General features: G+C 45.7%; 16 protein-coding genes and 1 pseudogene. 6 read left to right on the forward strand and 11 right to left on the reverse strand.

The window, feature by feature from the left end; all coding sequences use genetic code 11:
* The 6 genes and pseudogenes from eno to gcl all read right to left on the reverse strand — a co-directional run.
* Positions 1 to 224 (reverse strand): annotated as a pseudogene (eno, locus tag A2X74_RS10570) (phosphopyruvate hydratase); the annotation flags it as partial.
* The gene (gene pyk / locus A2X74_RS10575) at positions 221 to 1636 is read right to left on the reverse strand and encodes a pyruvate kinase (protein WP_293625113.1); all 1416 of its coding nucleotides are present in this window, start codon (positions 1634 to 1636) and stop codon (positions 221 to 223) included. The gene pyk and the pseudogene eno, both read right to left, overlap by 4 nt.
* A 2-nt stretch (positions 1637 to 1638) precedes the next feature.
* Positions 1639 to 2943: a glycerate kinase gene (locus tag A2X74_RS10580; RefSeq protein ID WP_293625111.1), complete on the reverse strand. Its 1305-nt coding sequence runs from the start codon at positions 2941 to 2943 to the stop codon at positions 1639 to 1641.
* Between the two features lie 11 nt (positions 2944 to 2954).
* Complete coding sequence (gene glxR, locus A2X74_RS10585) at positions 2955 to 3851, reverse strand: 2-hydroxy-3-oxopropionate reductase (RefSeq protein ID WP_293625109.1); 897 nt, start codon at positions 3849 to 3851, stop codon at positions 2955 to 2957.
* Between the two features lie 23 nt (positions 3852 to 3874).
* Positions 3875 to 4663 carry a hydroxypyruvate isomerase gene (gene hyi / locus A2X74_RS10590; RefSeq protein ID WP_293625107.1) on the reverse strand — a complete coding sequence of 263 codons (789 nt, stop codon included), beginning with the start codon at positions 4661 to 4663 and terminating at the stop codon, positions 3875 to 3877.
* 9 nt (positions 4664 to 4672) lie between these two features.
* Positions 4673 to 6463 carry a glyoxylate carboligase gene (gene gcl / locus A2X74_RS10595; RefSeq protein ID WP_293625105.1) on the reverse strand — a complete coding sequence of 597 codons (1791 nt, stop codon included), beginning with the start codon at positions 6461 to 6463 and terminating at the stop codon, positions 4673 to 4675.
* 101 nt (positions 6464 to 6564) lie between these two features.
* On the opposite strand from gcl, the gene A2X74_RS10600 reads away from it, so the two are divergent.
* The 6 genes from A2X74_RS10600 to A2X74_RS10625 all read left to right on the forward strand — a co-directional run bounded on the left by A2X74_RS10600 (position 6565) and on the right by A2X74_RS10625 (position 14191).
* Entirely contained in the window at positions 6565 to 7473 is a 909-nt protein-coding gene (locus A2X74_RS10600; RefSeq protein WP_293625103.1) for a LysR family transcriptional regulator, read from the forward strand.
* Between the two features lie 15 nt (positions 7474 to 7488).
* A complete protein-coding gene (locus tag A2X74_RS10605) occupies positions 7489 to 8388 on the forward strand; it encodes a LysR substrate-binding domain-containing protein (RefSeq protein ID WP_293625101.1) in 900 nt (299 codons plus the stop codon).
* A gap of 67 nt (positions 8389 to 8455) precedes the next feature.
* Positions 8456 to 9967 carry an FAD-linked oxidase C-terminal domain-containing protein gene (locus tag A2X74_RS10610; RefSeq protein ID WP_293625099.1) on the forward strand — a complete coding sequence of 504 codons (1512 nt, stop codon included), beginning with the start codon at positions 8456 to 8458 and terminating at the stop codon, positions 9965 to 9967.
* Positions 9967 to 11112 carry a glycolate oxidase subunit GlcE gene (glcE, locus tag A2X74_RS10615; RefSeq protein WP_293625097.1) on the forward strand — a complete coding sequence of 382 codons (1146 nt, stop codon included), beginning with the start codon at positions 9967 to 9969 and terminating at the stop codon, positions 11110 to 11112. The genes A2X74_RS10610 and glcE overlap by 1 nt, the downstream gene beginning before the upstream one ends.
* 8 nt (positions 11113 to 11120) lie before the next feature.
* Positions 11121 to 12428 carry a glycolate oxidase subunit GlcF gene (gene glcF / locus A2X74_RS10620; protein ID WP_293625095.1) on the forward strand — a complete coding sequence of 436 codons (1308 nt, stop codon included), beginning with the start codon at positions 11121 to 11123 and terminating at the stop codon, positions 12426 to 12428.
* Positions 12429 to 12529: 101 nt separating this feature from the next.
* A complete protein-coding gene (locus A2X74_RS10625; RefSeq protein ID WP_293625093.1) occupies positions 12530 to 14191 on the forward strand; it encodes an L-lactate permease in 1662 nt (553 codons plus the stop codon).
* Positions 14192 to 14699: 508 nt separating this feature from the next.
* On the opposite strand, the gene A2X74_RS10630 is transcribed toward A2X74_RS10625, so the two are convergent.
* From A2X74_RS10630 to A2X74_RS11020, 5 genes are all read right to left on the reverse strand, one after another.
* Positions 14700 to 18104 carry a site-specific integrase gene (locus tag A2X74_RS10630; RefSeq protein WP_293625091.1) on the reverse strand — a complete coding sequence of 1135 codons (3405 nt, stop codon included), beginning with the start codon at positions 18102 to 18104 and terminating at the stop codon, positions 14700 to 14702.
* Positions 18105 to 18106: 2 nt separating this feature from the next.
* A complete protein-coding gene (locus A2X74_RS10635; protein WP_293625089.1) occupies positions 18107 to 20896 on the reverse strand; it encodes a hypothetical protein in 2790 nt (929 codons plus the stop codon).
* Complete coding sequence (locus A2X74_RS10640; protein ID WP_293625087.1) at positions 20889 to 21437, reverse strand: hypothetical protein; 549 nt, start codon at positions 21435 to 21437, stop codon at positions 20889 to 20891. The genes A2X74_RS10635 and A2X74_RS10640 overlap by 8 nt, the downstream gene beginning before the upstream one ends.
* 219 nt (positions 21438 to 21656) lie before the next feature.
* On the reverse strand, positions 21657 to 23693 hold the full coding sequence (locus A2X74_RS10645) for an HD domain-containing protein (protein ID WP_293625085.1): 2037 nt from the start codon (positions 23691 to 23693) through the stop codon (positions 21657 to 21659).
* A gap of 15 nt (positions 23694 to 23708) precedes the next feature.
* Complete coding sequence (locus tag A2X74_RS11020; protein ID WP_363925364.1) at positions 23709 to 25514, reverse strand: alpha/beta fold hydrolase; 1806 nt, start codon at positions 25512 to 25514, stop codon at positions 23709 to 23711.
* Positions 25515 to 25562: the final 48 nt, after the last annotated feature.

A 25562-nucleotide genomic window follows, 5' to 3' on the forward strand; every position in this document is an offset into this window, starting at 1 on the left:
ATCTCGATATTAATATTTTGAACAGCCTTCAGAACGCCTTTACCCAAGTAACGTTCTTTATCTCCATCGCGAAGCTCAATTGCCTCACGTGAACCCGTGGAAGCCCCTGAAGGCACTGCAGCACGCCCCATAACGCCAGACTCTAGCAATGCATCGCACTCAACTGTTGGGTTGCCGCGTGAATCTAAAACTTCTCTACCGATGATGTCAACAATGGCGCTCATCGTTTTAGCTCTGCGATTTTCAAAAGATTAGTTGATCCTGGCTTACCAAAGGGAATGCCAGCACTGATTGCAATCTTTTTCTTAGCCTTAAAGCCCATATCTAGGCAGGTATCAATTGCCAGCCTCTCCATTTCTTCAATGTTTTTAGATTCAGCACCAATGACTGAGCGCACCCCCCAGACCATACATAAACGTCTAGCAGTACTGATATTAGGAGTAATGCTCAATATATTAGTATCAGGACGCTGTCTTGCTGCTCTAAGACTGGTATAGCCTCCACTAGTGTATGTAACGATAGCTGCAGCATTTATTGCTTGAGCCACATCCCTTAAGGCACCGCAGATTGCATCAGCCTCATTCAGGACTTTTGCCCCCAGTAACCGCGCATCGGCTGCATTTGTTTTGGAGTAGTTAGGGTCTTGCTCTACTTCGCTAACTATTTTATCCATCATTGTGACTGCCTCAACTGGATATTTTCCGCTAGCCGATTCAGCAGAAAGCATCACTGCATCAGCTCCATCATAAATTGCGTGCGCCACATCCGAAGCTTCAGCACGCGTCGGCACAGGGGTGTTTATCATCGATTCCAGCATTTGAGTAGCTACAACAACTGGTCGCCCATATTTTTTAGAAAGAGTAATGATATTTTTCTGCGCCTGCGGCACCTTCTCTGGCGGTAACTCAACTCCTAGATCCCCACGTGCAACCATCACACCGTCAGAAGCCTGAATAATGGCATCTAAACTTTTTAATGCGGCTGGTTTTTCCAGCTTAGACATAATCCATGCCCTACCCTTGACAAGATGGCGAGCCTCATGGATATCTTCAGCACGCTGTACAAAAGATAATGCAATCCAGTCGACGCCTAATGACAATGCAAATTCCAAGTCAATTTTGTCTTTAGCGGTCAAAGCTTTAATGGGCAAGATCGCATCAGGAACATTGACGCCTTTACGATTTGAAATCGTACCGCCCACAACTACCTCTGTTTTAATCTCTGTTTTGGTGGAACCAGTTACCTTTAGTTGCACTTTACCATCGTCAATCAGCAAGTTTTGCCCTTTAGCCACCACTTTAAATAATTCAGGGTGGGGAAGGCATACTCTTTGAGAGTTGCCTGGCTTGACTTTACTATCCAAAGTAAATGATTGGCCCTGTTTGAGCGTAACTGATACTTGCGTAAATGTTCCCACCCTAAGTTTTGGGCCCTGAAGGTCGGCCAGAATAGCCAAGGGTTTCTTAAGCTTTTCCTCCACCTTACGAATAGTTTGATAGCGCAACTTATGATCATCATGAGTACCATGACTAAAATTCAGGCGAAAGACGTCTGCCCCTGCTGTTACCAGACTTTCTATTTCTTTTGCGGTGCTACTTGAAGGCCCTAAAGTTGCCACTATTTTTGCTTTACGCATGATTAGCTTTCTAAAATTAAAATTGCCCTGAAATCATTTACATTCGTTCTGGTTGGTCCAGTTTTAATCAGGGCATCTACTTGTTGAAAATACGTGTAGGCATCATTACGCGCCATATAGTCTTTGATTGAAATGCCTCTTCGATTTGCTAAATCGATAGTCTCAGGGGTTGCAATTGCGCCCGCATTATCTTCAGAGCCATCAATACCATCGGTGTCAGCGGCAAGCGCATAAATTCTCTTATCGCCATGTAATGATTCTGTAAGGCTCAACAGAAACTCAGCATTACGTCCACCCCTACCACCCCCTTTGACTATGACGGTTGTTTCACCGCCACTTAATAGGAGCAAAGGCTTAGCAAAGGCTTTTGTATCTATATTTGATAAACCTAAGGCAATTGCACCTAATACCCTGCCAACTTCTCTAGCCTCACCCTCTATAGAGTCAGATAACACTACAGAGTTAATTCCCTGTTTCTCCGCAAAGTCTTTAGCCGCTTCCAACGATTGCTTTGCAGTACTCATCACTACAGGTTTTGCAACATTACTAAAGATAGGATTCGTTTTTTTAGGCGTCTCTAATTCGCCATTAGCAAGGCTATTTAAAATCCTCATTGGCAATTGAATGCTGTACTTTTTGATGATTTCCAATGCATCTCGACAGGTAGTCTCATCTGGCAAAGTAGGTCCACTAGCAATAACACTAGGATCGTCACCCGGCACATCGGAGATAACAAAGGTTACCACCCTAGCTGGAGAACAAAATTGGGCAAAACGGCCACCTTTAATTTTGGATAGGTGCTTGCGCACACAATTGATTTCGGAAATAGATGCTCCGCAAGATAGCAATTGCTTATTGATATCCTTTTTTTCATCCAAGCCAATGCCATCGGCTGGTACGGTCAACAATGCTGACCCTCCCCCTGAAATCAAGCAAACTACTAAATCATCCTCAGTTAACCCACTTACTCTTTGAATGATCTGATGAGCCGCTTGTTCTCCAGCCTCATCAGGAACCGGATGAGACGCTTCAACGACTTCAATTTTCTCGCACTCTAGACCATGCTGATAGCGCGTAATCACCAGCCCGGAGATTTTTTGGTATTCATTCTCCGGCCATAGGACTTTAGCCGCTTGCTCAAATGACCTAGCCATTGATGCGGCTGCTTTGCCAGCACCTACTACGACAACTTTACCCTTAGGTGGATCAGGAAACAAGTTCGAGAATTTCATAAAATCTGGACTTGCCGCCTTCACCGCAACAGCAAAGAGTTCTTTTAATAAATTCTGTGCTGAGTTTGAGTTCATATTGCTCTTACTTAGTTTGCAATCTGATGATTGGACATAATCTCAATGGCTCTGCACAATGCTGAATGATCCATATTGCTTAAACCATTCGCAGCACATGCATTCATGAGTTCTTGGGTAGTCGCCGTATTTGGCAGAGAAATATTGAGCTGTTTAGCGCCCTGAAGAGCTAAATTCAGATCTTTCTGGTGAAGCTCAATTCTAAATCCCGGCTCGAATGTTCTCTTAACAATTCTCTCGCCATGGACCTCAAGTATTCTTGAAGAAGCAAATCCCCCCATGAGAGCTTCTCTCACTTTGGCTGGGTTTGCACCAGCTTTAGAAGCAAATAACAATGCCTCTGATACAGCCTGAATATTCAGGGCCACAATAATTTGATTCGCTACTTTAGTTGTTTGACCATCACCATTACCACCAACCAAAGTAATGTTCTTGCCCATCAACTCAAATAATGGTTTAACGCGATCGAAATCTGATTGTGAGCCACCAACCATGATGGTCAAACTTGCAGCTTTTGCTCCAACTTCGCCACCAGAGACTGGCGCATCGAGATAGGTAGCTCCAATTTCATTAATCTTTTTAGCAAACTCTTTGGTAGCCATTGGTGAAATAGAGCTCATATCAACAATGATTTTTCCTTTAGCCTCAGACTTCAGACTCTGAGCGATACCATTTTCACCAAATAAGACTGCCTCAACATGGGGGGTATCTGGGACCATCGTAATGATGATGTTTGATTTTGCTGTTACATCTTCTGAGCTTTTGCAAACTTCTGCACCTGCATTCAATAGCTCCTTGGATGGGGCTTTAAAGTCAAATACGTTAAGCTCGTGGCCACCCTTTAGTAAATTCAAGGCCATAGGCGTGCCCATGATCCCTAAGCCGATAAAGCCAATTTTCTCTTTCATGTTTTATCCTTTTTTATTTTTTATTACTGCTGATGTAGACCGTGTGTATCAACCCAAACAAGCCCTAAGACCGTTTCTTTGGCGGGCTTGTATTCGCATCCTACCCAACCTTGATAATTGAGTTTATTTAAAGACTTAAAGATATTTCTGTAATTGATTTCACCGGTGCCAGGTTCATTTCTTCCTGGGTTATCAGCTATCTGAATATGAGCAATGCGATCAAAATACTTTGTAATATTTCCTAATAATTCGCCTTCCATACGTTGCGCATGATAGATGTCATATTGCAAATAAATATTGTCACTATCTACCGCATCCATAATTCTGATAGCTTTTTTGGTCGAATTTAAAATAAAGCCTGGGATGTCATAGTTATTGATTGGCTCAACCAATAACTTAATTTTGGCAGCCTTCAATTTTTCTGCGGCGTACTGTAAATTACTAATGAGTGTATTTTCCGCATCCTCATCGCTGATATTTTCTGGCTTAATTCCCGACAGACAGTTCAATTGATTAACGCCCAGAGCATTCGCGTACTCAATTGCAAGATCTACACCTTTCTTAAATTCATCAACGCGGCTAGGAATACAAGCTATTCCACGTTCACCAGATTCCCAATTTCCTGCTGGAAGGTTATGTAAAACAATTTTTATGTGGAATTGTTTTAGCTTTTCTTGTATCTCTTCTACCTTGTATTCATAGGGGAAAAGAAATTCAACCGCTGCAAATCCATTGTCTGCTGCGCGTTTAAAGCGGCGCAAAAATGAGTCCTCAGTAAAGAGCATCGATAAATTGGCTGATAACTTAATCATGTCGTCTCCTTAATCAAGCAAGCCAGCCAGCTCAAGCCCCTTAATACCTTCTGGATGCTTGCAGTCAATCTCTTCAAATTCCATGATGTTGTCAATTTCTGTGCCCATGGCGATATTGGTCACCTTCTCTAGGATCACCTCAACAACTACTGGAACACTAAACTCACGAGCCATTTTTTGGGCTTGCACCAAGGCATCTTGAATCTTGGCTGGATCTGTTACGCGTAAAGTTTTGCAACCTAAACCTTCAATAACTGCCTGATGGTCAACTCCATACCCTTTTAGATTCGGATCTTCAACGTTTTGGTTTTCAAAAGCTAACTGAACGCAGTAGTCCATATCAAAACCACGCTGTGCTTGACGAATCAAACCAAGATAACTGTTGTTAACCAGTACATGTACGTATGGCAGCTTAAATTGGGCGCCAACAGCTAACTCTTCAATCAAAAATTGGAAATCGTAATCCCCAGAGAGGCCAACAACGGTTCTTGTTGGATCAGAGGCAACCACCCCTAGCGCCGCAGGTATCGTCCAACCAAGTGGACCTGCTTGTCCGCAGTTAATCCAATTTCTTGGGCCATATACATGCAAGAACTGAGCTCCTGCAATTTGAGATAAGCCAATAGTGGAAACAAAAATCGTATCGCGTGGGAATGCCTTATTCATTTCCTCGTAAACCCTTTGTGGTTTAACTGGGATATTGTCAAAGTGACTCTTCCGCAACATCATTTTCTTGCGATCGGCACAACGATCCGCCCACTCTTTAAAATCTTTCAGCTGACCTTTTGCCTTTCTTTCTTTAGCAACTTCCACTAACAGCTTTAATGCAGATCCAGCATCAGAGGCTATCCCTAAATCTGGTGTAAATACACGGCCAATTTGTGTCGGCTCAATATCTATATGAACAAAACGACGACCTTTGGTATAAGTTTCTACTGAACCTGTATGACGATTTGCCCAGCGATTGCCGATGCCGATTACAAAATCACTAGCGAGCATCGACGCATTTCCATAACGATGGCTGGTTTGCAAGCCACACATACCCGCCATCAAGTGATGATCATCGGGAATGGTTCCCCAGCCCATTAGAGTTGGGATTACTGGAATTCCAGTGATTTCAGCAAACTCAACCAGTAGATCTGAAGCATCAGCATTGATAATTCCACCACCAGCAACAATCAATGGCTTATCAGCAGTCATCAACATATCGATTGCTTTTTCGATTTGTTTACGTGATGCGTGTGGCTTATAACCCGGCAATGGCTCGTATGTATCGATATCGAACTCAATCTCTGCCAACTGCACATCAATTGGAAGATCGATTAAGACAGGCCCAGGTCTTGCTGAGCGCATTAAGTGGAAAGCTTGCTGGAATGCACGAGGTACTAAGCCTGGTTCACGTACTGTGACCGCCCATTTAGTAACAGGCTTCGCGATCGATTCAATATCAACCGCCTGGAAATCTTCCTTATACAAGCGCGCTCTAGGAGCCTGTCCTGTAATACATAAAATTGGAATTGAGTCAGCGCTCGCAGAGTACAAGCCTGTAATCATGTCGGTACCAGCTGGCCCAGATGTACCAATACAAACACCGATATTGCCAGCCTTTGCTCTGGTATATCCTTCAGCCATATGAGAGGCGCCTTCAACGTGTCGGGCAAGAATATGACTTATCCCACCATGCTTTTTTAAGGCAGAATACATAGGGTTAATTGCGGCACCCGGCACTCCGAACGCTTGGTCAACGCCCTCTTTCTCCATCACCAATACCGCCGCATCAATTGCTCGCATCTTTGCCATATCGATCTCCATTAAAAGTTCTATTAGGTTTGAATCATAGGTATACTTTTTGAAAACATCGACAATGCTTTAATCAACTGAATACTTAAAAAAAGTATCGAATGGATAAATTCAGAGAGGCGAAGGCACTAATTCTGGTTGCTGATTTTGGCAGTCTTGCGAAAGCAGCAGTTCAGGAAAATGTCACTCCAGCAGTCATTAGCAGGCGTTTAGACTCGCTTGAGCGAAGACTTGGGGTTAAGCTATTGCACCGCAGCACAAGATCAATTAAGTTCACAGATGTGGGTATTGCTTTTTTAGAAGACTGTCGAAGATTAACTAAAGAATGGGATCAAGTAGAAGATAGCGTGTCATCAGGACCACGAGAAGTCTCTGGCTATCTCAATATCACAGCACCTGCTGCTTTTGGACGAATTCATATTGCTCCACATGCCACTTCATTTCTAACGCAGCATCCAAAAGTTAAACTCTCCTTTAACTTCACCGACAAGGTATTGGGCTTCGTTCAAGAAGGTTATGATCTCTCCATTCGCATCGGCGGAAGTATCGATCCAAACCTTGTAGCTACGGAACTTGCAGTCAATAAGCGCGTTGTTTGTGCTAGTCCAAGCTATCTGAAAAAGATGGGGATACCCAAACACCCTAAAGACTTGCTCAATCATGAGTGCTTGGCTCTCAATTACAGAGATACCTCTTCTAATGCCTGGCACTTTCAAGAGAGCAATATTCCTTTTCAGGTAAAAACCCACGGTGCAATCGATTGCAACGATGGGGAGATATTAAAAAACTGGGCAATTGATGGTCTTGGGCTCGTTTGGAGATCCACATGGGAAGTGCAAGATGAATTGCTCAGCGGAAAACTAGTTACAGTTTTAGATGAATTTAGCATCCCAGGGTACAACATCATGGCGGTATACCCACATCAAAGAATCGTTCCAACCAAAGTTAAAGAATTTATTAGCCACCTTAAAAAAATCTACACGGTAGAGATTCCCCCGCCTAGGGGCTAATGGAATACATTGATTATGATCAATCAATTCAATCGAATCCCCCCGCTACATCTACTAATTGCATTTGAGGCGATAGCTCGCCATAGTAGCTTTGCAAGAGCCTCAGAAGAGCTAGCTCTTACACCCTCTGCTATTTCTCATCGTATTAAAAACTTAGAAGAATTATGGGGTATCGAGCTTTTTAATCGTACCGGCAATCAACTGCGACTTACTACCGCTGGGGCAAGATACTTACGAGAAGTAAAAGAATCACTTAATTCACTTAACACCCTTGCAAGACCTGAATTTAAGGCTAAGAAGACCAGGTTACGCATCGCAACACCACCTACCTTTGGCAGACAACATCTCCTACCAAAACTTAGTGAATTTACTAGGCTCCATCCAGAGATTGATATTGAATTACATATCCAGATACCTTTGATGGACGTCAATGCCGAGGAAGTTGATATTGAAATTCGTTTTGGAGATGGCAACTATCCTGGTTTTGAAGTCACGACGCTTATTGCCGAGCCTTGCGTACCTGCCTGCAGCAGGAATTACTTTCAGAAAATTGGAGGCTCATCAATCTTCAACCCAATACAAAAACCAAGGGATCTCAAGGATCTAGTGTTGTTAAGGAGTCCACTAGAACCATGGAAGCCTTGGTTTGATGCTGCCGACCTAGATTGGAAGGAGCCTGATGTGGGTCCACAATTTAATGATTTAGGATTACTCATTGAGGCGGTAGTGGCCGATATGGGGGTTGGTTTAGTAAGACCAAGAATGGTCAGATCTTTAATGGGTACAGGACAAATTATTAAACTGATTGATATTGAATCAGCCTCTCCTCATAACTATTACATCGTCAAAAACCCAAATAAGCAGTTCCCAGAAATTCAATCTTTTGTGAATTGGTTAACCCTCCAGCAATGGTGAATTAAATTCACCATCATCATGTAAATCTTCCACCCTCTACTTGTTCCTTTCTTCGTAAAGTGAGCAAATGGAAATTTCATCGACAACTGCTGACAATCTAGATCTAGTGACCGCTGCTCTCTTGAGCAAGCAATCATTACTGGTATCGGCCCTGCAACCCATCCTCCCAGAGCATGCCTTGCTATGGGAGCCTGAGGACACAATTCCCTATGAATGTGATGGTCTTGCAGCCTATCGACGCATGCCACTGGCAGTTGCCCTGCCGGAGACCGAGGAGCAGGTTGCCCAGATTCTGAAGGTTTGCTTTGAGATGCAAGTGCCCATCGTCCCACGCGGATCTGGCACGGGACTATCTGGCGGTGCTATGCCTATTTCTCAGGGTTTAGTGCTCTCACTAGCTAAGCTCAAAAAGATCATCAGAATTGACCCCTTCACCAGAACTGCGGTGGTGCAACCGGGCGTACGAAATTTAGCCATCTCTGAAGCAGTTGCCCATCTTGGCCTCTATTACGCGCCAGATCCATCATCCCAGATTGCCTGTTCTATTGGCGGCAATGTGAATGAAAACTCTGGTGGTGTGCATTGCCTCAAATATGGACTCACGCTTCACAACGTATTAAAGGTTCGCGGCATTTTGATGAACGGCGAAATTGTGGAATTTGGCAGTCTCGCGCCTGACGCCCCCGGTCTAGATTTACTTGCCATCGTCATGGGCAGCGAAGGCATGCTCGCAGTAGTGACTGAAGTCACTGTTAGATTAATTGCTAAGCCGAAGTTGGCACGCGTCATCATGGCTAGCTTTGACGATATAGAAAAAGGTGCCAATGCCGTGGCCGCCATTATTGCCGCCGGCATTATTCCTGCCGGTCTAGAGATGATGGATAAAGCAACGACTCGCGCGGTAGAGGAATTTGTACGAGCTGGCTATGACCTTGAAGCTGAGACCATTCTCCTATGTGAGTCAGATGGCACGCCTGAAGAGGTAGCAGAAGAAATTGAGCGCATGACTAAAGTTCTCGAACAAGCAGGCGCTAGCGGTATCCAGATTTCTCAAAATGAAGCAGAGCGTCTCAAGTTTTGGAGCGGCCGAAAGAATGCATTCCCAGCAGCTGGACGCTTGGCACCAGACTACTACTGCATGGATGGCACGATCCCCCGCAGAAATATTGCCACCCTACTCAAACGCATTCAGGGTATGGAAAAGAAATATGGTCTCGCCTGTTTGAATGTATTTCATGCGGGCGACGGTAATATGCATCCCCTCATTTTATTTAACGGCGCTGATCAAGAAGAGTGGCATCGCGCAGAAGAATTTGGTACTGAAATCTTAGAAGCCTGTGTTGAGCTTGATGGCACGATTACTGGTGAGCATGGCGTTGGTATTGAAAAGATTAATTCGATGTGTGTTCAATTTGGTGAGGGTGAGCGAGAAATGTTTTGGGGCGTTAAAGCCGCATTTGACCCAGAAAAACTCCTCAATCCCGATAAAGCTATTCCGACTTTAAATCGCTGCGCCGAGTATGGCCGTATGCGTATTAGTGGCGGCAATTTACCGCATCCAGAGTTGGAGCGCTTCTAATGTCCACATCAAACATGAATATCAATTTATTCCGCGATCAAATTCTGGCTGCAGCTAAAAACAAAACACCTTTGTCGATTGAAGGTGGCGGTACGAAGTCTTGGTATGGCAATGCCAACTCTTATGCCAAATTAGATGCTCGTACTTACTCCGGGATCTTGGAATACCAACCGGAAGAGCTCGTGATTACAGCCCGTACTGGCACACCTTTAAAAGAAATTGAAGCAGCCCTCGCTGAAAAAAACCAAGTACTCGCATTTGAGCCACCGCATTTTGGTGAGAACGCGACTTTTGGTGGTGCGATTGCTGCAGGTCTAGCTGGGCCAGGTCGTATTAGTGTCGGTAATTTGCGTGACTTTGTTTTAGGCGCACGCATTATGGATGGTCAAGGTCAAGATTTGTCCTTTGGCGGGAAGGTGATGAAGAACGTTGCGGGCTATGATGTTTCTCGTTTGCTACCTGGATCTATGGGAACCTTGTCACTATTGCTCGAAGCCTCAGTAAAAGTTCTGCCGCGAGCAGCCGCTACAACTTCTCTTCGTTGCAACATTACTCAAGCACGCGCACTACAACTATTAAATGAGTGGGCTGGACAGCCTCTTCCTTTATCAGCCAGTTGCTGGATTGGAAATTCCAAGGGTGGTGACGGGGAACTCACTATTCGCTTAGCGGGCGCAGCTGCTGCTGTTAAGGCGGCGATTCCTCTAATGGGCGCGGCAGTTAATGCAACAGAATTAGACTCTGGCACTGCCCAGACCTTCTGGAATCAGTTGCGTGAACAAGAACTACCGGCGTTCGCTAATCTGAAGGGTGACGACACCCTCTATCGCCTAGCGCTTCCAGCTGCCTGTGGACCACTCGCTCTAGAAAATATCGGCGACGATCTCGTATTGGAATGGCATGGGCAACAACGCTGGTTTATAGCACCTAGTGACGTTGCTACTTTTGCATCCATTAAAGCTTTAGCTAACGCAAATGGAGGCCATGCCACTCGTTTTAAGCAGGGCACTCACGTGGATCCAAGCAAACAACGTTTTACCCTTCTGAGTGAGCAAGCGCACTCAACTGCTTTAGAGGCAGTACAAGCACGCCTACGAGCCGCCTTTGATCCTTCAGGCGTATTTGCTACTTCACGCCTTCCTTAACTCTTTATATGCAAACTCAACTCGCCCCCCAATTTGCCAATACCCCTGAAGGTATTGAGGCTGCCAGAATTCTTGGAAAATGTGTGCACTGCGGCTTCTGCACTGCTACCTGCCCTACCTATCAAATTCTAGGTGACGAACTCGATGGCCCACGTGGTCGTATCTACCTCATCAAACAAATCGCTGAAGGCCAAGCTCCTACCGAAAAAACACGCTTGCATTTAGATCGCTGCCTGACTTGCCGCAATTGCGAAAGCACTTGCCCAAGCGGTGTGCAATACGGTAACTTAGTGGATATCGGCCGCAAGTGGGCAGAAGAAAATACTCCTGAACGCCCCATTGGTCAGCGCCTCACGCGCTGGGCACTCAAAGAAGGTTTAACGAGCCCTAAGTTATTTAATTCTGCTATGGCAATTGGTCGTCTGGTTCGCCCATTGATGCCCAGTGGTATCCAGCGCAAGATTCCAGAAGCAAAAAATAAAGTTCTATCAAGCAACACTGATCCTTACGCCAGACCACAAGCAAGTCACTCTCGCAAGATGCTATTGCTCGAGGGTTGCGTGCAACCAGGCATGCTGCCAAATATCAACTCTGCGACAGCACGCGTCCTAGATGCACTCAAGATTGAATTAATTAGCGCCCCCAATGCGACCTGCTGTGGCGCCCTACGCTACCACCTCAATGATCAGGCGGGTGGATTGGACAACGCAAAGCAGAACATCGATGCCTGGTGGCCGCTAGTTGAGCAAGGTGCAGAAGCCATTGTGATGACCGCTTCTGGCTGTGGTGTCATGGTCAAAGACTATGGGCATCTATTTGCGAACGATCCACAATACGCTGCTAAGGCAAAGAAGATTTCCGATCTCACAAAAGACATTTCTGAAATCTTGCCAACACTTCAGGAAGAGCTTATTGCTTTAGTTGGTACTGAACCCAAATCTGGCGTGGTCTATCACCCGCCCTGCACATTGCAACATGGTCAACAAATTCGAGGCAAGGTAGAAGGTCTTTTGGCTGGGATTGGTATTGGCGTTCGCCTCTGTGCTGATAGTCATCTGTGCTGTGGCTCAGCGGGAACTTACTCTGTTACTCAACCTGAGCTATCAGAGCAATTACGCAAGAACAAACTCACCCACTTGAATGCCGCTTGCGAAGAGTCTGGTGCTCAAGTGATTGTTTCTGGAAACATTGGTTGCATCACCCATCTGCAACAGCAAGATACACCGGTTCTTCACTGGATTGAGATCGTAGATCAGTTGATATCAAAAGTATCAAGTCGGAAGGAAGTTAAACCTATTCACCAACCAGGTGAATAGTTTGATGAGTTTTTAGGTATTAGCCCTAGAGCCTGAATCACAATCAGGAGAATAGGATTCAAAACTAGTTTTATTTTTAGAAATTATTTAAGGAGATCATCATGGTTTGGCAACAAATTTATGACCCGCTAGGGAATATGATCCTATCCACCCTTCTTGCGGCTATTCCTGTTGTCGTCATGTTGGTTGGATTGGGATTTTTACATTTAAAAGCGCATATAGCTGCAGGTGCAGGCTTATTAAGCGCAATCATAGTTGCGGTATTTGTTTATGGAATGCCTGGAGAGATGGCAGGTAAGGCCGCTCTGATGGGAGGCCTAACAGGCTTACTCCCGATTGGCTGGATTGTTCTAAACATTATTTATCTACACCAACTCACCGAACAAAACGGCTCCTTCAAGGTTCTGCAAGACTCTATTGCAGGCATCACTGAAGATCGACGCTTGCAATTACTTTTAATTGCATTTGCTTTCGGAGCTTTCTTTGAAGGTGCTGCAGGCTTTGGCACACCAGTTGCAGTAACAGCCGCTATTCTGATTGGATTAGGATTCTCCCCACTTGCTGCATCTGGCTTATCGTTGATCGCCAACACAGCCCCAGTTGCTTTTGGAGCACTTGGCACACCAATCATTACCTTAGCCAAGGTCCATGACTACGATTTAATGGAAATCTCAGCAATGGTTGGTCGTCAACTTCCACTATTTTCGCTGATTGTTCCTTTCTGGTTGATCTGGGCTTTTGCCGGCAGAAAAGGAATGATGCAAATCTGGCCAGCCATTCTAGTAACTGGTGCAACATTCGCAATCGCTCAATTCTTGGTATCAAATTACATTGGGCCAGAATTGGTGGACGTAATTGCTGCTATCGTTTCCATGGCATCTTTGGTAATGTTCCTAAAAGTTTGGAAACCAAAAGAAATTTGGAGATCTACATCCCTTAAAGGACGCGAAACTGATGGTGGCGTATCGATTACTCCAACCATCCCCACCGTTCACCCACGTGCTGATGTTATTCGCGCATGGATGCCTTGGTGTATTTTGACTGTCTTCGTCTTTATTTGGGGCTTGCCGGATGTTAAGAATTACTTAAATACCATCTTTGCACCTAAGTTTCCGATCGAAGGTCTACATTTAATGGTTGAGAAGATTGCTCCCGTAGTCACCAAGCCCACTAAAGAGTCTGCAGTTTATGTATTGAATCTCTTGTCTGCTACCGGAACTGGAATTTTATTCTCCGCAATTCTGGGTGGCCTATTGATGAAATACAACCCAATTACTTTGGTCACAAGTTATGTCAGAACCTTCTGGTTAGTACGCTACTCATTAATCACCATCGTTTTGATGCTAGGTCTTGGCACGTTGACACGCTACTCAGGCCTGGATACAACGCTAGGCTTAGCATTTGCGGCCACAGGTATGTTCTACCCATTCTTTGGCACTTTGATGGGGTGGATGGGTGTTGCCCTTACTGGCTCCGATACAGCATCAAACGTGCTCTTTGGCGGAATGCAAAAGGTTGCAGCCGAACAGATTGGATTAAGCCCTAACTTAATGGGTGCAGCTAATAGTTCGGGTGGTGTAATGGGCAAGATGATTGATGCTCAGTCAATTGTTGTTGCCTCTACAGCTACTCGTTGGTTCAATCATGAAGGCGATATTTTGCGGTACGTATTCTTCCACTCTGTTGCCCTTGCATGTTTAGTAGGTATTTTTGTAACACTTCAGGCCTATGTATATCCATTTACCTTGATGGTTATTAAGTAACAAGTTGTAACTCCCTTTCAAGACCGCCATGTGCGGTCTTTTTTTGAGTTTGCGGAGAGGGTGCCAATGCAAATTCAGATGGCAGCTATTGGCCGAACTGAGACGGTCAAGCATCTCAAAATACCTTGTTTGAGCGGCTGAAATTAGCACAAAGGAAGTCGCTACTCGCTATTGACTACCTAGCCTTTCCAGATCAGATTGGGTGACTCTTTTGGCCGTAATACGCACTTCAAACACTTTACTGATTTGGCAAAAGCAAAATAAACACAACCCCCATCAAGCCCAAAATTAACCCCTACTTCCGTATAGTTCAGCACATTGCCAACACCATGCTGCGCCTCACCTCACTTTTTAGCCAAGCTACCTTGGGACGGAAGTGGAATTTTACGCCTAGACCAATACCCCCTGCCTCCTCAAGGCCAATCTATAGAAATAGCAGAAATTTTTTGAAGCGGTCAACCTTAATCATGTCGCGCGCCGGTATATCGCTAAGCCTCGGATACAAAACTCAATCTAGAAAGGCGCACTGAATCAAAGCCAATATAGATAATGTTGCCCTCACACCAAATAAGATAGTTGCCCCCTTATGTTGCGGCTCGCCACCCCCTTTGGAAATTTGAGTTAAATCAAGATCTATTCGAATCTTTCCCCTCGTACTATCCGAAACCTTTGGCTCCGACTCTTTGATCTGACCTATCTCGAGCTGACCTTCCCAGTATTGCCGCTGGCGCTTTGCGGATGGGAAATCCTTACCAATGGATGGGGTATGAGTGACATCAATTGCAGTGCCAATGTTTAGCTCTCTTAAGAACCAGAGCCAGCGTTTAGATTTGGGCAACGAATCAGTCTCAATAGAAAGCTGGGTTCCCGGAATCCAAAGCTCAAGAAAATCACTTAATAACTCTTGAACACGTTTTTGACAGGCTAGCTTTTTACCAAGCCCTGGCATTTCGCCCTGGTAGACCTTTTTTAGTAATTCACAAGCCGTCATTGCAACGCTTATTTGCTCGGGCTTACTCACCAAATCTGCCGCCATCCGATTGTATTTAGGCCTTGCTAGTGGCACCCCTTTTGAGCGCAATACTCCTTGAGGAAGGCTTTTTAGCTGCTGAACCCATATCTTCAAATCCTCTAACGGATAGCCATAACGCTCAGAGCTTATCTTGATCGGGTACAACTCAAGATCTTCATTCTGCGGTGCTGACACAGTTTTTGCATATTCAAGAAAATTGAATATCTCCAGAACCTGCAAAGTTTTTGTCGTGATATTTTTTGGTGGAATAACAGCTGATGACTTAGTAAAGTTTACGGTCGACTTCTTTTTTACGGGAACCCTATTTTTTCCATCTAACAACAATCGGGCGCAAATGGAATCCAAATAGACGCCTGGTCTAATCTGAGAAGGCGTAGCAACCGATAGTTTTCTCTCGATTTCGTAAAGATACGAGGCCGAGTAACCGCTTAACGCCTCTAGGGTGGCAATATCCCATTTGGGTGTTAGCCTATAGGCCATGCGCCCTAAAATAAAATCCGCTAAGTGGATGTATGAGCCCATTGTGATATCTAGCCCAGCATGCCCCATTAGGCTGCTGATCTGAAGCATTGACCGAGTATTGCTTGGCGCCGCTCCGAGCAAAGATTGACGCACAGATGCAGAAATCATCAACCTCCTGGAATCATGCTCTGTGGGCATGAACCATTCTGGCAAAAAGACACCCTTACCCTGCTCACCTAACCAGAGCATCACAGTAAGCCAATTGGCAAAGCTATGTCGTAGATGATGAAACCGCAACCCCTCATCATCATTTAAATGCTTAAGCGCTTTGGTGAGACGCTCTAAATTGAGATCCCTGTCATTGACCTTGCCGTCTTTAACAAATAGTTTAAACAAGGGCTCAGTCCCTGTAATCGCCTTCAGCGGATCATGGGTATCGGGATTTTGAGCTTTATCGCTTGCTCTAATTTGGTTGCGGCGAAGCACCCATAAATTGCGCACTTCAATTAAGACAGGCAGAGGCATTAATACAAAAGCTGGCAAAAGTCGATTGGCAGAGCGCGACTTAAGTTCACGCAATCCATTTTTACAAATCTCTATCCAAAATTCCGGAGGGTTTTCTGGCGTAATCGAGATGCCCTCAATAAAGTCAAGATCTTGAATTTGCAAACCCAAGACCTCCGATCGTCGCAAACCGCAAAAAAAACCCAAACTCAGGACAACTCGAAGCTGCTGGACTAGAGCGCTTGCTACTTTACTCTTGCCCACTTGAGCGCCATAGAGTTTGTTAATTTCTTGCTCAAGGTGGTTGGAGATTTGAAAAAATGAATCCGTACTAATCAGATTAGCATCTACGGCCGCATTCCCCCGACCGCTTACTCGAAAAATATCATGGTCACTTAATGGCACTACGCCATGCTTGGATTCCAAATACTGATGTAGCGATTTAAGAGCGCGGCCCACAATACGGCGAACCCCGTTAGAGGGCGTGTCCTCTAGAGCAACTTGATAGACTTCAAGATAAGCCCCCTCATTACCTAACTTCGTTAAATCTAATCGACCCAATTGCCCTACTAAGCGCCCAGCGATGCAATTGACCATTTGATAAGTGGTGCGTGGTCTTTTAATCCTGCGCCCGCGACCCTTTGCTAGAAGATGTTCGGCTGCCCATAACCCCAGGATGCGTACACTTGGTAGCAACTCACCATTATTGGCGGCCAACCAGGCCTTCACCCTTTTTTGAGGCCCATCTTGTTTTGAATTTAATACGCCGCCTAATTCACGCAACTGCGCAGGAAGCGTCTCATCTTTCTCGATCAGAGCGTTACCCGACTCATACTCGCCCTCATCCCCCTCATCACCCCCCTCCTGTTCCTCATCATCCAAATCATCAAGCATCGATACCGGGCCTGCCAAGGCAGGCACTACTCGACTGGTGAGGGTGCTGACATATTTGGAGGGTGGATGCATTAATCGCTCCCAAACATGCTCCGGTAGCGAGGTACTCACCAGGCGATCGCTTGCATATTGAACTAGCCAAGGAGGCATATGCAAATGAAGGCGTGCCCTTGCTCCATCTAAAAGGGCTTTAATTCCACCGGGCAACTTATCTGAAAACTCATGGTGTTTTGCATAAGCACTGATGCAGCTATAGACATTTTGCCCATCAGAAACTCGCTTGAACTCGGGCATCACTAGTTTTTGCCCATTGATAGAGCTGGCCAAGATTAAGCGGGTAACCGGATCAACAAACCAGCGTCTTAATACCGGATGCTTGGGGGGATTCTTTCCCTTGACTGGATACAAGCAAACCCAGCGTAGCTCAGGATCGTAGTCTCCTCCAGCCAAAGATTTGACTAGCTCCATTAGAAAAACACTATCTACCAATGCACCATTTAACATAGCTGAGAGCAGAACTTGACCCCACCAAGCCTGTGAACTTACGGTGCACCGCGACTCTTTTAAGGAGTAATTGAAAGCCGCAAGCAAAGGCGTAATCTTTGCTCGCCTTTCCATGTTTTCATGAGTAAAAGGAGATGGCGGCATTGGTGGCAACGGCGCCGGAACATAAGGAATGGGAATATCAAAACGGCCCATGGCATTGCCGGCCTCGATTACCTCTAAAAATCGGCGTCGCACTTTAAAACCAGAGCCCGTTTTAGCGCAGTGCTTCACCTCCAACAAAATTGCCTTGATGGCAGACTTGTCTAGCTTTAAAGACGCCGGTTTGCACTGAAGAATTTGAGCATTTTTTTGCTGAACCTGATACAAGATTTTGAGCGTGTCCACACTTAATCTACTCAAGTCTAGCGACTGCTCGGCATGATCCGCACCCGGGAATTTGGCATACGGCTCTTCCAAATGTGCCCAGCCCACCCAAATATCGGGGTCTAAGTCAGAGATTTGAACGCGCGCCATCGTTAAAAATCAATTACCTGAAAATCGACGCCCTCTTTTCCCAACAATTTTTCAAATGGGATTTTGAGTGCCTCACGTAGATGATAGGGATCCATAGCTGAATCCGGTCCCCAGGGAGATTCCCCCATTTGCCAGTGACCCATTACCGTCTTAATCACCGTTGCATAACTATTTTGCTTTTCATTAAATAAGGTGGTTGCTAAAAAATGGCGTCCATTATTGGGGATTGGCCAAGAACCCTTCTCCAAGGAATCTAATAAGGCCTGCAATCTTCTGCCGGAAAATTCCTTAGGCTGCCATTTACCACCTACTACTTCAAAAAGAAAAAGTGAGCTTTGTAATGACAGAGGAAATGACTTGGTGCCATAGATACGAATATCGCGATTTTTTGTCGCAGGGACAATTAACTCTGGACTGGTTTGATAAGAAAGGGTTACCCATAATCGCTTGAGGTGATTTAAATAGGCGCTGACACAAGCGCATACCTCATCCGGAATCCACACCAGGCGTGCATGAGAAGCGTTCTCCCGGTCCTTCTCCTCCATGTGCAAAAAGCCCGTTTCTTGGTCTATTAGACTTAAATCTAAGATGGGGGTATTGGCATTTCGAAAGGCCGAGACAATGCTTAGAGCAATACCGGTATAGGCTGCAACCCAATTGTGATGCTGATACGGATCTTGCTCACCAGGACTGGCGATCTGCGTGCGCAGTACTTGCAAGAGCCTTTTAATGCTCCCCGCTTTCGGAGCCCAATCATTACCCGCAAGGCTTGTCCCAATCTGTGCAGGATGCTGCGATAAAGAAAAGAGAGGTTTTGATATTGACCCCTCTTTGGACAATTTTTGAGCATCTGGCGTGGTAACTTGGATTCGCTTCCATAGATTGCGCATTATCTTGCAGTAGTAATCATCCAAAACCGCCCTATCAAGCGCGGCGTAGTGAGATTGGACTTCAGACTGAGGGCTACTTCTGCCAAACAGGGCGCAATTTCTAAGCAACTCGCCCTCTTCTAAGCCCTCGAACCAACTTGGCAAGAGCTCCCCAATGCTCTCAACCCCGACCCAGTCTTCATCAACCCCCGCCCGAATTAAAGCGGGAGCTATCTGCAAAATAAAGACCTTTTTATAAGCTGCCTCGGTTTGTGTGAACCATTTCTTATTATTGGTTTTTGGGAGCAACTTACCTACCGACCAAATGTCGGAGAAGGCAATGCGAGGAGATACTGCTACTGAGTCGCTAAAAATGATTCTGGCATTCTTATTTCTATCGGGCACTGGGTACGGGCGAAGCCAAACACGATACTGCTCTGAATATGCAATCTTCCACTCCGATGGCAGCTCTTTGATAGAGGTAAAGCAATGTAAAGAGCTCGCCTCCTTTAGGCTATGACCTGTAAATAATGCTACTGCGCAAAGCTTGACAGTCTCATTTAGCAAAGCTGTAGCCTCATCACCGCCATCTATCAAGCTTTGGCTATAAAGATCCTCTAAAACTCCCATAACCCTGACAAATACCGGCACTCTAGCGCGATCAAGACGGGTGCGAAAAGATTGCGCCCTCATGATTTCCATTCGATGCCGAGCCCTGGCCGCAGCGTAAAGGGTGTTTAATGGAGGCAACTCCCGTGGTCCACCATCGGCGCTGACTGGATCCATAAAGTCGTCGGGTTCAAAAAAGATCTCTTCTGCCTCAAGATATTCGCCAGGGTGAGCACCCTCTTCAAACAAGCTGGCTGTCGTTTCCACCTCTGGCCCAATCCATTCGATATGAGGACGAGAATTTTTCTTCTGCTTTGATGTAATTACGGGAAAACCTTGGGCAATCCAAAATAAATGGTGATCCTCATAAATCCTTGAATCGGTTAGTTTTCTTTGGGGAATCTTTTTTTTATCACCCGGAAGAGAAAAGTTATCAACCAATTTTTTTGCAAACTCACTGGGATGCCCTAGCGCATAGCCAGAATTAACTACATCGGCAAACCCAGCAAATTCCTGACGGAATAATTCCTCAGGATTTGCGTGCATATCCGAAAACACTTGATGCAGCTTATTGGGCTCGTCATAGCCGCAACAATGGACACTTAGACGCTCAAGTAAAAAACCATGCTCTAGAGAATGAATTTTGCGCAATAAGCGTCCAGAGTCCCGCAAGCGAGTAAAGAGGTCGCTACCAACAACATGCTTTGTATACCCTGACTCATGGGAGCTACGCAGCCGAATGTAGGAGCCAAGATACAAGCCTTGCAAGTCTCGATAGACTTGGTTACGCAGTGCGTAAATAGCCTCTGTAGGAGGCGTACCTGATCGGTACCAGAGGGTCATCCATATGGGGTGCTCATCTTCGATACCCCTAAATGGCGGCCCAATGGATTTCAAATCTCGCTTCCTGCTTGCTCCCTCACCATCCCCACTCTCTGAGCCCCATCTTTTCTCCACCTTACTCAAGAGGTAGATCTTTTGAAGCTCCAAAGATTCACGCTCCGCTTGAACAATCTGACTCCACCGCTCTAAATCACGAAAAACTGCCTCTAGATCGCGGGGATAAATTGGCCCTCGTCCCAAACTCCACCGCTTTGCGCAAGTGAGGATTTCAGGCAAATTGGCTAGGTTTTGCCAAAGTCCAGCCAAAGATTTAGGAATATCTAGATACTTTTCGGCAAGCTGGTGCAAAGCCTCAAAACCATCATATTTTGAAAAAGCAGATAAAAATTGGGCCCGATTATCTTCATCTCGGGCAGGAGATTTGCGAGGCCCCTTGTCTTCAAGGGTCTGTGCCAGCTCTTCGTTAGGCACCGGCCGGGGTCTCCCCATTATTTGATGTCTCGGCTGGTGTGGGGGCTTGTTCTGGTTTTTTCTGGTCAACCTGAAAAGCTAAATCAATCAACTTAGACCAATTTTTAGGCAAATTAAGGGTTGAACCCATTTTGACTAAGTCATCCCTGGGAAAGGATCTAACCCTCTCTCGCAGCTCTTTAGGACGGTTTTCAGGGAAAAACAATGGGCTTAGTAGATCATGAGTCAGCTCAACTAGTTTCGAGGTCTTGATGTCATCAACGATCCAGACTGGGATCTTCGTCTTGAGCCCCAAAATCGCTTTTGCCAGAATCAGTTGGGGCTTTCCACTAACTACCCGATACTTTCCACTTCCTCCAGCCGCGAGAGGCTCACTAGATGAATCCGCCAGCAAGACAATGGGGTGCATGACAAGCAAGGCCTCTAGAGCCTCAGAATTGAGGGATTGAGCTAACTGGTGCAGAAATGGATGATTCTCAGAAAAGTCTGACTCTAGCTCGATTTGCTGAATCGTAAGAGAGATTTGCTTGATTTTCGTCATGGGACCAATTTGGGTGGTGCTCCATTTTTATCACACTATTTCTTGTAAATCAACTATGGTCTTTATCTTTTATTTTTATGTTTTTGTCAGTTTTAAAAGGTCGTAATATGTATAAAACACTGTTTTAAAGCATTTAAACGATGTTTTTAAAATATGAGCTCGACTATGTCAAGGTGGTGCAACCAGCTGAGCTACGAGCCTATATAGCCATAGAGTTTATCACCGGCGGCGCACTTGGGTCACTCCTTTGACCTCTTCAAGACTGTTTTGAACTAAACGTAAGGCTTCTGAGTCCTTAATTTCCACAGTCAATAGGATTTGAGCAAGTCCTCGTTTAGCTGATTTACGCAAATCAATCACATGAACGCCCTGCCTTGTGAGGATTTCAAATAACTCGCGCATGAGTTCGGGACGATCCAGGCCAGTGACAGCCAGATCTGCCGGGAATACGCGTTTTGGATCATTAGTTGATGGGGTTTCTGGGGTCGACTCATTCCAGGCGGTTTGAATAACCCGCTCCGGCGCTCGCTCCAGTAAACCTCTAAAAGTTTTACAGGATCTTCTATGAATCGATACACCGCGACCCTGAGTCACAAAACCTGCGATTGCATCCGGCGGGACTGGCCTACAGCAACGAGCCAATTGAGTTAACAATGAATCCACCCCAACAACCAACACATCACCTGCTTGACCTTGTTTGCGGGCACTTTGCTTCAGAATAATTTCTGGTGCTGGCGTGATCGGCTTAGCCTCTGGCTTTTGCTCTGTTTTGCTTTCAGCAGACTTAGCGCCAGCCTCTTCATCATCCAAGGCATTAAACCAAGTCCGCACACGAGTTCGGGCACGCTGCGAGCGCAAGTAGTTGCGATTAGGGCTTATCCAATCACGTGAGGGACCACCATGCTTCACCGCAATGATTTCTATGGTCTGACCATTTTGCAAGGGCGTATCTAACGGCACCATGGCACCATCAACCCGAGCACCACGACAGCGGTGTCCCAAATCTGTATGCACTGCGTACGCAAAGTCTATGGGTGAGGAACCTTTCTCCAAGGAGATTACTTTTCCAAGCGGAGTTAGAACGTAAATATGGTCATCAATCTCGTGGTGCTTCAATTGCTCCCAGGCGTCTTCTTTCCAGGAGATCAGTTGTCTAGCCCAAGCAATCTGACGCTCATAGGCTACTGCTGCACTATGTGTGCCAGTTTGATGATTCGGGTTTGGTGTACTTGGGGTATTGGATGTGGGTTTATTTTTGGGTGGTGTTGCAGCCCCAACATAAGCACCCTCTTTGTAACGCCAATGTGCAGCCAATCCATACTCTGCTTGTTGATGCATTTCATTGGTACGAACCTGAATCTCAAATGCCGTTCCATGCTCATCCATCACTACGGTATGCAAAGATTGATAGCCGTTAGGTTTGGGCCTCGCAATATAGTCATCGAACTCACGCGGTACGGGCTGCCAGACGTTATGCACTATTCCTAAAATGGCGTAGCAAGATTTAACATCCTCCACTAGAACCCTAAATGCTCTGACGTCATAAAGATTGGCAAAATCGAGTGACTTGCCCTGCATCTTTTTCCAGATGCTATAGATATGCTTTGGGCGACCCTGCACTTCACCTTGAATATGCGCAGCTGTTAATTCTTCTTTGAGCTTTCTGACAATCTGCTCAATAAAAGATTCACGCTCAATGCGTTTGCCATCCAGCATCTTGGCGATGTCTCGATAGATCTCTGGAGACAGAACTCGAAACGCCAAGTCCTCCATCTCCCATTTCATTTGCCAGATACCGAGGCGATTTGCGAGCGATGCATCAATATTAAGAATCTCTTGCGCCCAAGCTTTTGGCATCTCCATCTTTTCTTGGGTAACCCAACGCAGTGTTTGCAAACGAGAGGCAAGATAGATAAGTACAACGCGTAAGTCATCACCAAAGGCAAGCAACATCTTTCTAAGCATTTCTTCTTGCCCAGAGATGCTGAGACCACCATCGTTACGTACTAGCTTGGCTTGAGCCTGTCTGAGGCCGCGGTATCCGATTAGAAGTCTTGCCGACTCCTCGCCGATCAGCTTGATCAGCGCTTCTTTGCCATGGGTCCGAGCAATATTGCTTGCGGCAGTTAGTGTTGCCTCGTCCAGATGAAGCAGCTTCAGAATACTCAGTACACCGGCGGCATGATTTTCTGAGGGCTCACCATACCAGCCATCAATAATTTTGATGCTCTCAGATACATTGCCAGCATTTGACATGGAAGACCGAAATCCTTAACTAAAGAATTCTTTTGCTAAAGCTACTTGTTCTGACTTCACAAAAGCAGGTGCGTGACCTACTCCTGGAATTTCAATACTCCGAATGTATGGATTCACCTTACACATCTCAGCCACTGTTTTAGCTGAGAGCAAATCTGATTCACCGCCACGCACGATCAGCATCGGGATATGGATTTGCTTGAAGGCGTGCCACATTGCCATCTCACCTGCTTTCGCCATAATTGGATTAACAGATGCAAACGGTACAGAAATATCAGGGTCATAGTGCATCACCCAAAGACCATCCTTTTGCACGAGCATCGGTCCGTTATAAATTTCCCACTCTTCTGGTGTATGGCTACCAAACGATGCACAGATCTCATTTAGGCGCTCCAGCGCATCTGCGCGATTAGCAAAGCTAAAAGGTTGCCCAACATAAGAACCCAAACGTTTAATGGCCTCGGGCTCAATCCGTGGACCCACATCGTTAATCAACATACGACGGATTGGATTTTTAGGCATCGAGGCATAGACCATGCCAATGAGACCGCCCATCGAAGTTCCAAACCAGTTAACTTGTGCAACACCAAGGTGCTGGACCAAGCTTGCCATATCGGCAACGTATTGCGGAACGGCATAGAGCATGGGGTTCTTCAATCGATCAGAATCGCCTCGTCCCACTACATCAGGGCAGACGACGTAGTAATCATTGCTCATCGCCTGCGCAAGGGTTTTGAAATCACTACCCCTACGAGTCAGGCCATGAACACAAACTAATACCTTTGGATTGCTAGGATTTCCCCAGGCGTGATACGCCATGCGATGCGGACCATCGGGGCTAGTGCAGGTGACAAAGAAGGTATCTCCATGATGAATCACATTGGGTTTTTTAATCTCATCATGCGTATGTTCATCCACCATACCTGCAATCTCAGGCTGTAGAGTGACGTGGTCAATCCCATGCTTATTCAACAACATCTCGTTGATGCGTGCCATGATCTCTGGCCACTCACTCATCTGATCAATTTCAATATGGCCAATGAGTGCTGGAAAACTTGGCGTCATTTCCCAGACGTGTAAATCGTGCACCGCCAATACACCAGGAACTTTTTTGAGATCATTACCCACTTGCAGGTAATCAATATGTAAAGGTACACCCTCCATCAAGAAGTGATATGACTCACGCAAGATGGAAATGGTAGATTTCAAAATCAGTAAAGAAACCAAAATGGAGAGAATTGCATCGATCGGCATCCAACCAGTCAACTGGATCACAACACCAGCAATCAATGCGGCTACAGAGCCCAATAAGTCACCCATGACATGTACTAAGGCCGCACGTGTATTAACACTTTTCTTATCGCGCGAAAGCACCCAAGCCACAACGATGTTCATCAGCAAGCCGATCGCAGCTACCACTGTGACCGTTAATCCATCTACTTGGTGCGGATCATAAAAACGGCTCACTGCCTCCACCATAATCCAGGCGACCAATGCCAACATCGCAATACTATTTACAAATGCAGCAAGTGCCTCTGCTCGACCGAATCCAAACGAATGTTTTGGTGATGGGGGACGACGCGAAATAATTTGGGCTAGTAAGGCTAAGCCTAGTGCAGCTGCATCTGTCACCATGTGACCTGCATCTGATATCAAGGCCAATGAATTTGCAAAATAAGCAGCGGCACCCTCAACACCAGAAAAACCTAATGTCAGAACTAAAGCAATCAGCAGGAGGTTTTGATTGGAAACCTGCTTGGCATGAGAATGTTTGGCATCACCCTGCTTATGCGCATGAAGCGAATGGTCTGCAGCACTCATATAAGGCTCTTTAGAAATAGAAATGGGGTCATTGACCCCATTATTTCA

This window comes from Polynucleobacter sp. GWA2_45_21 (genome assembly GCF_001830325.1).
Lineage (GTDB): Bacteria > Pseudomonadota > Gammaproteobacteria > Burkholderiales > Burkholderiaceae > Polynucleobacter.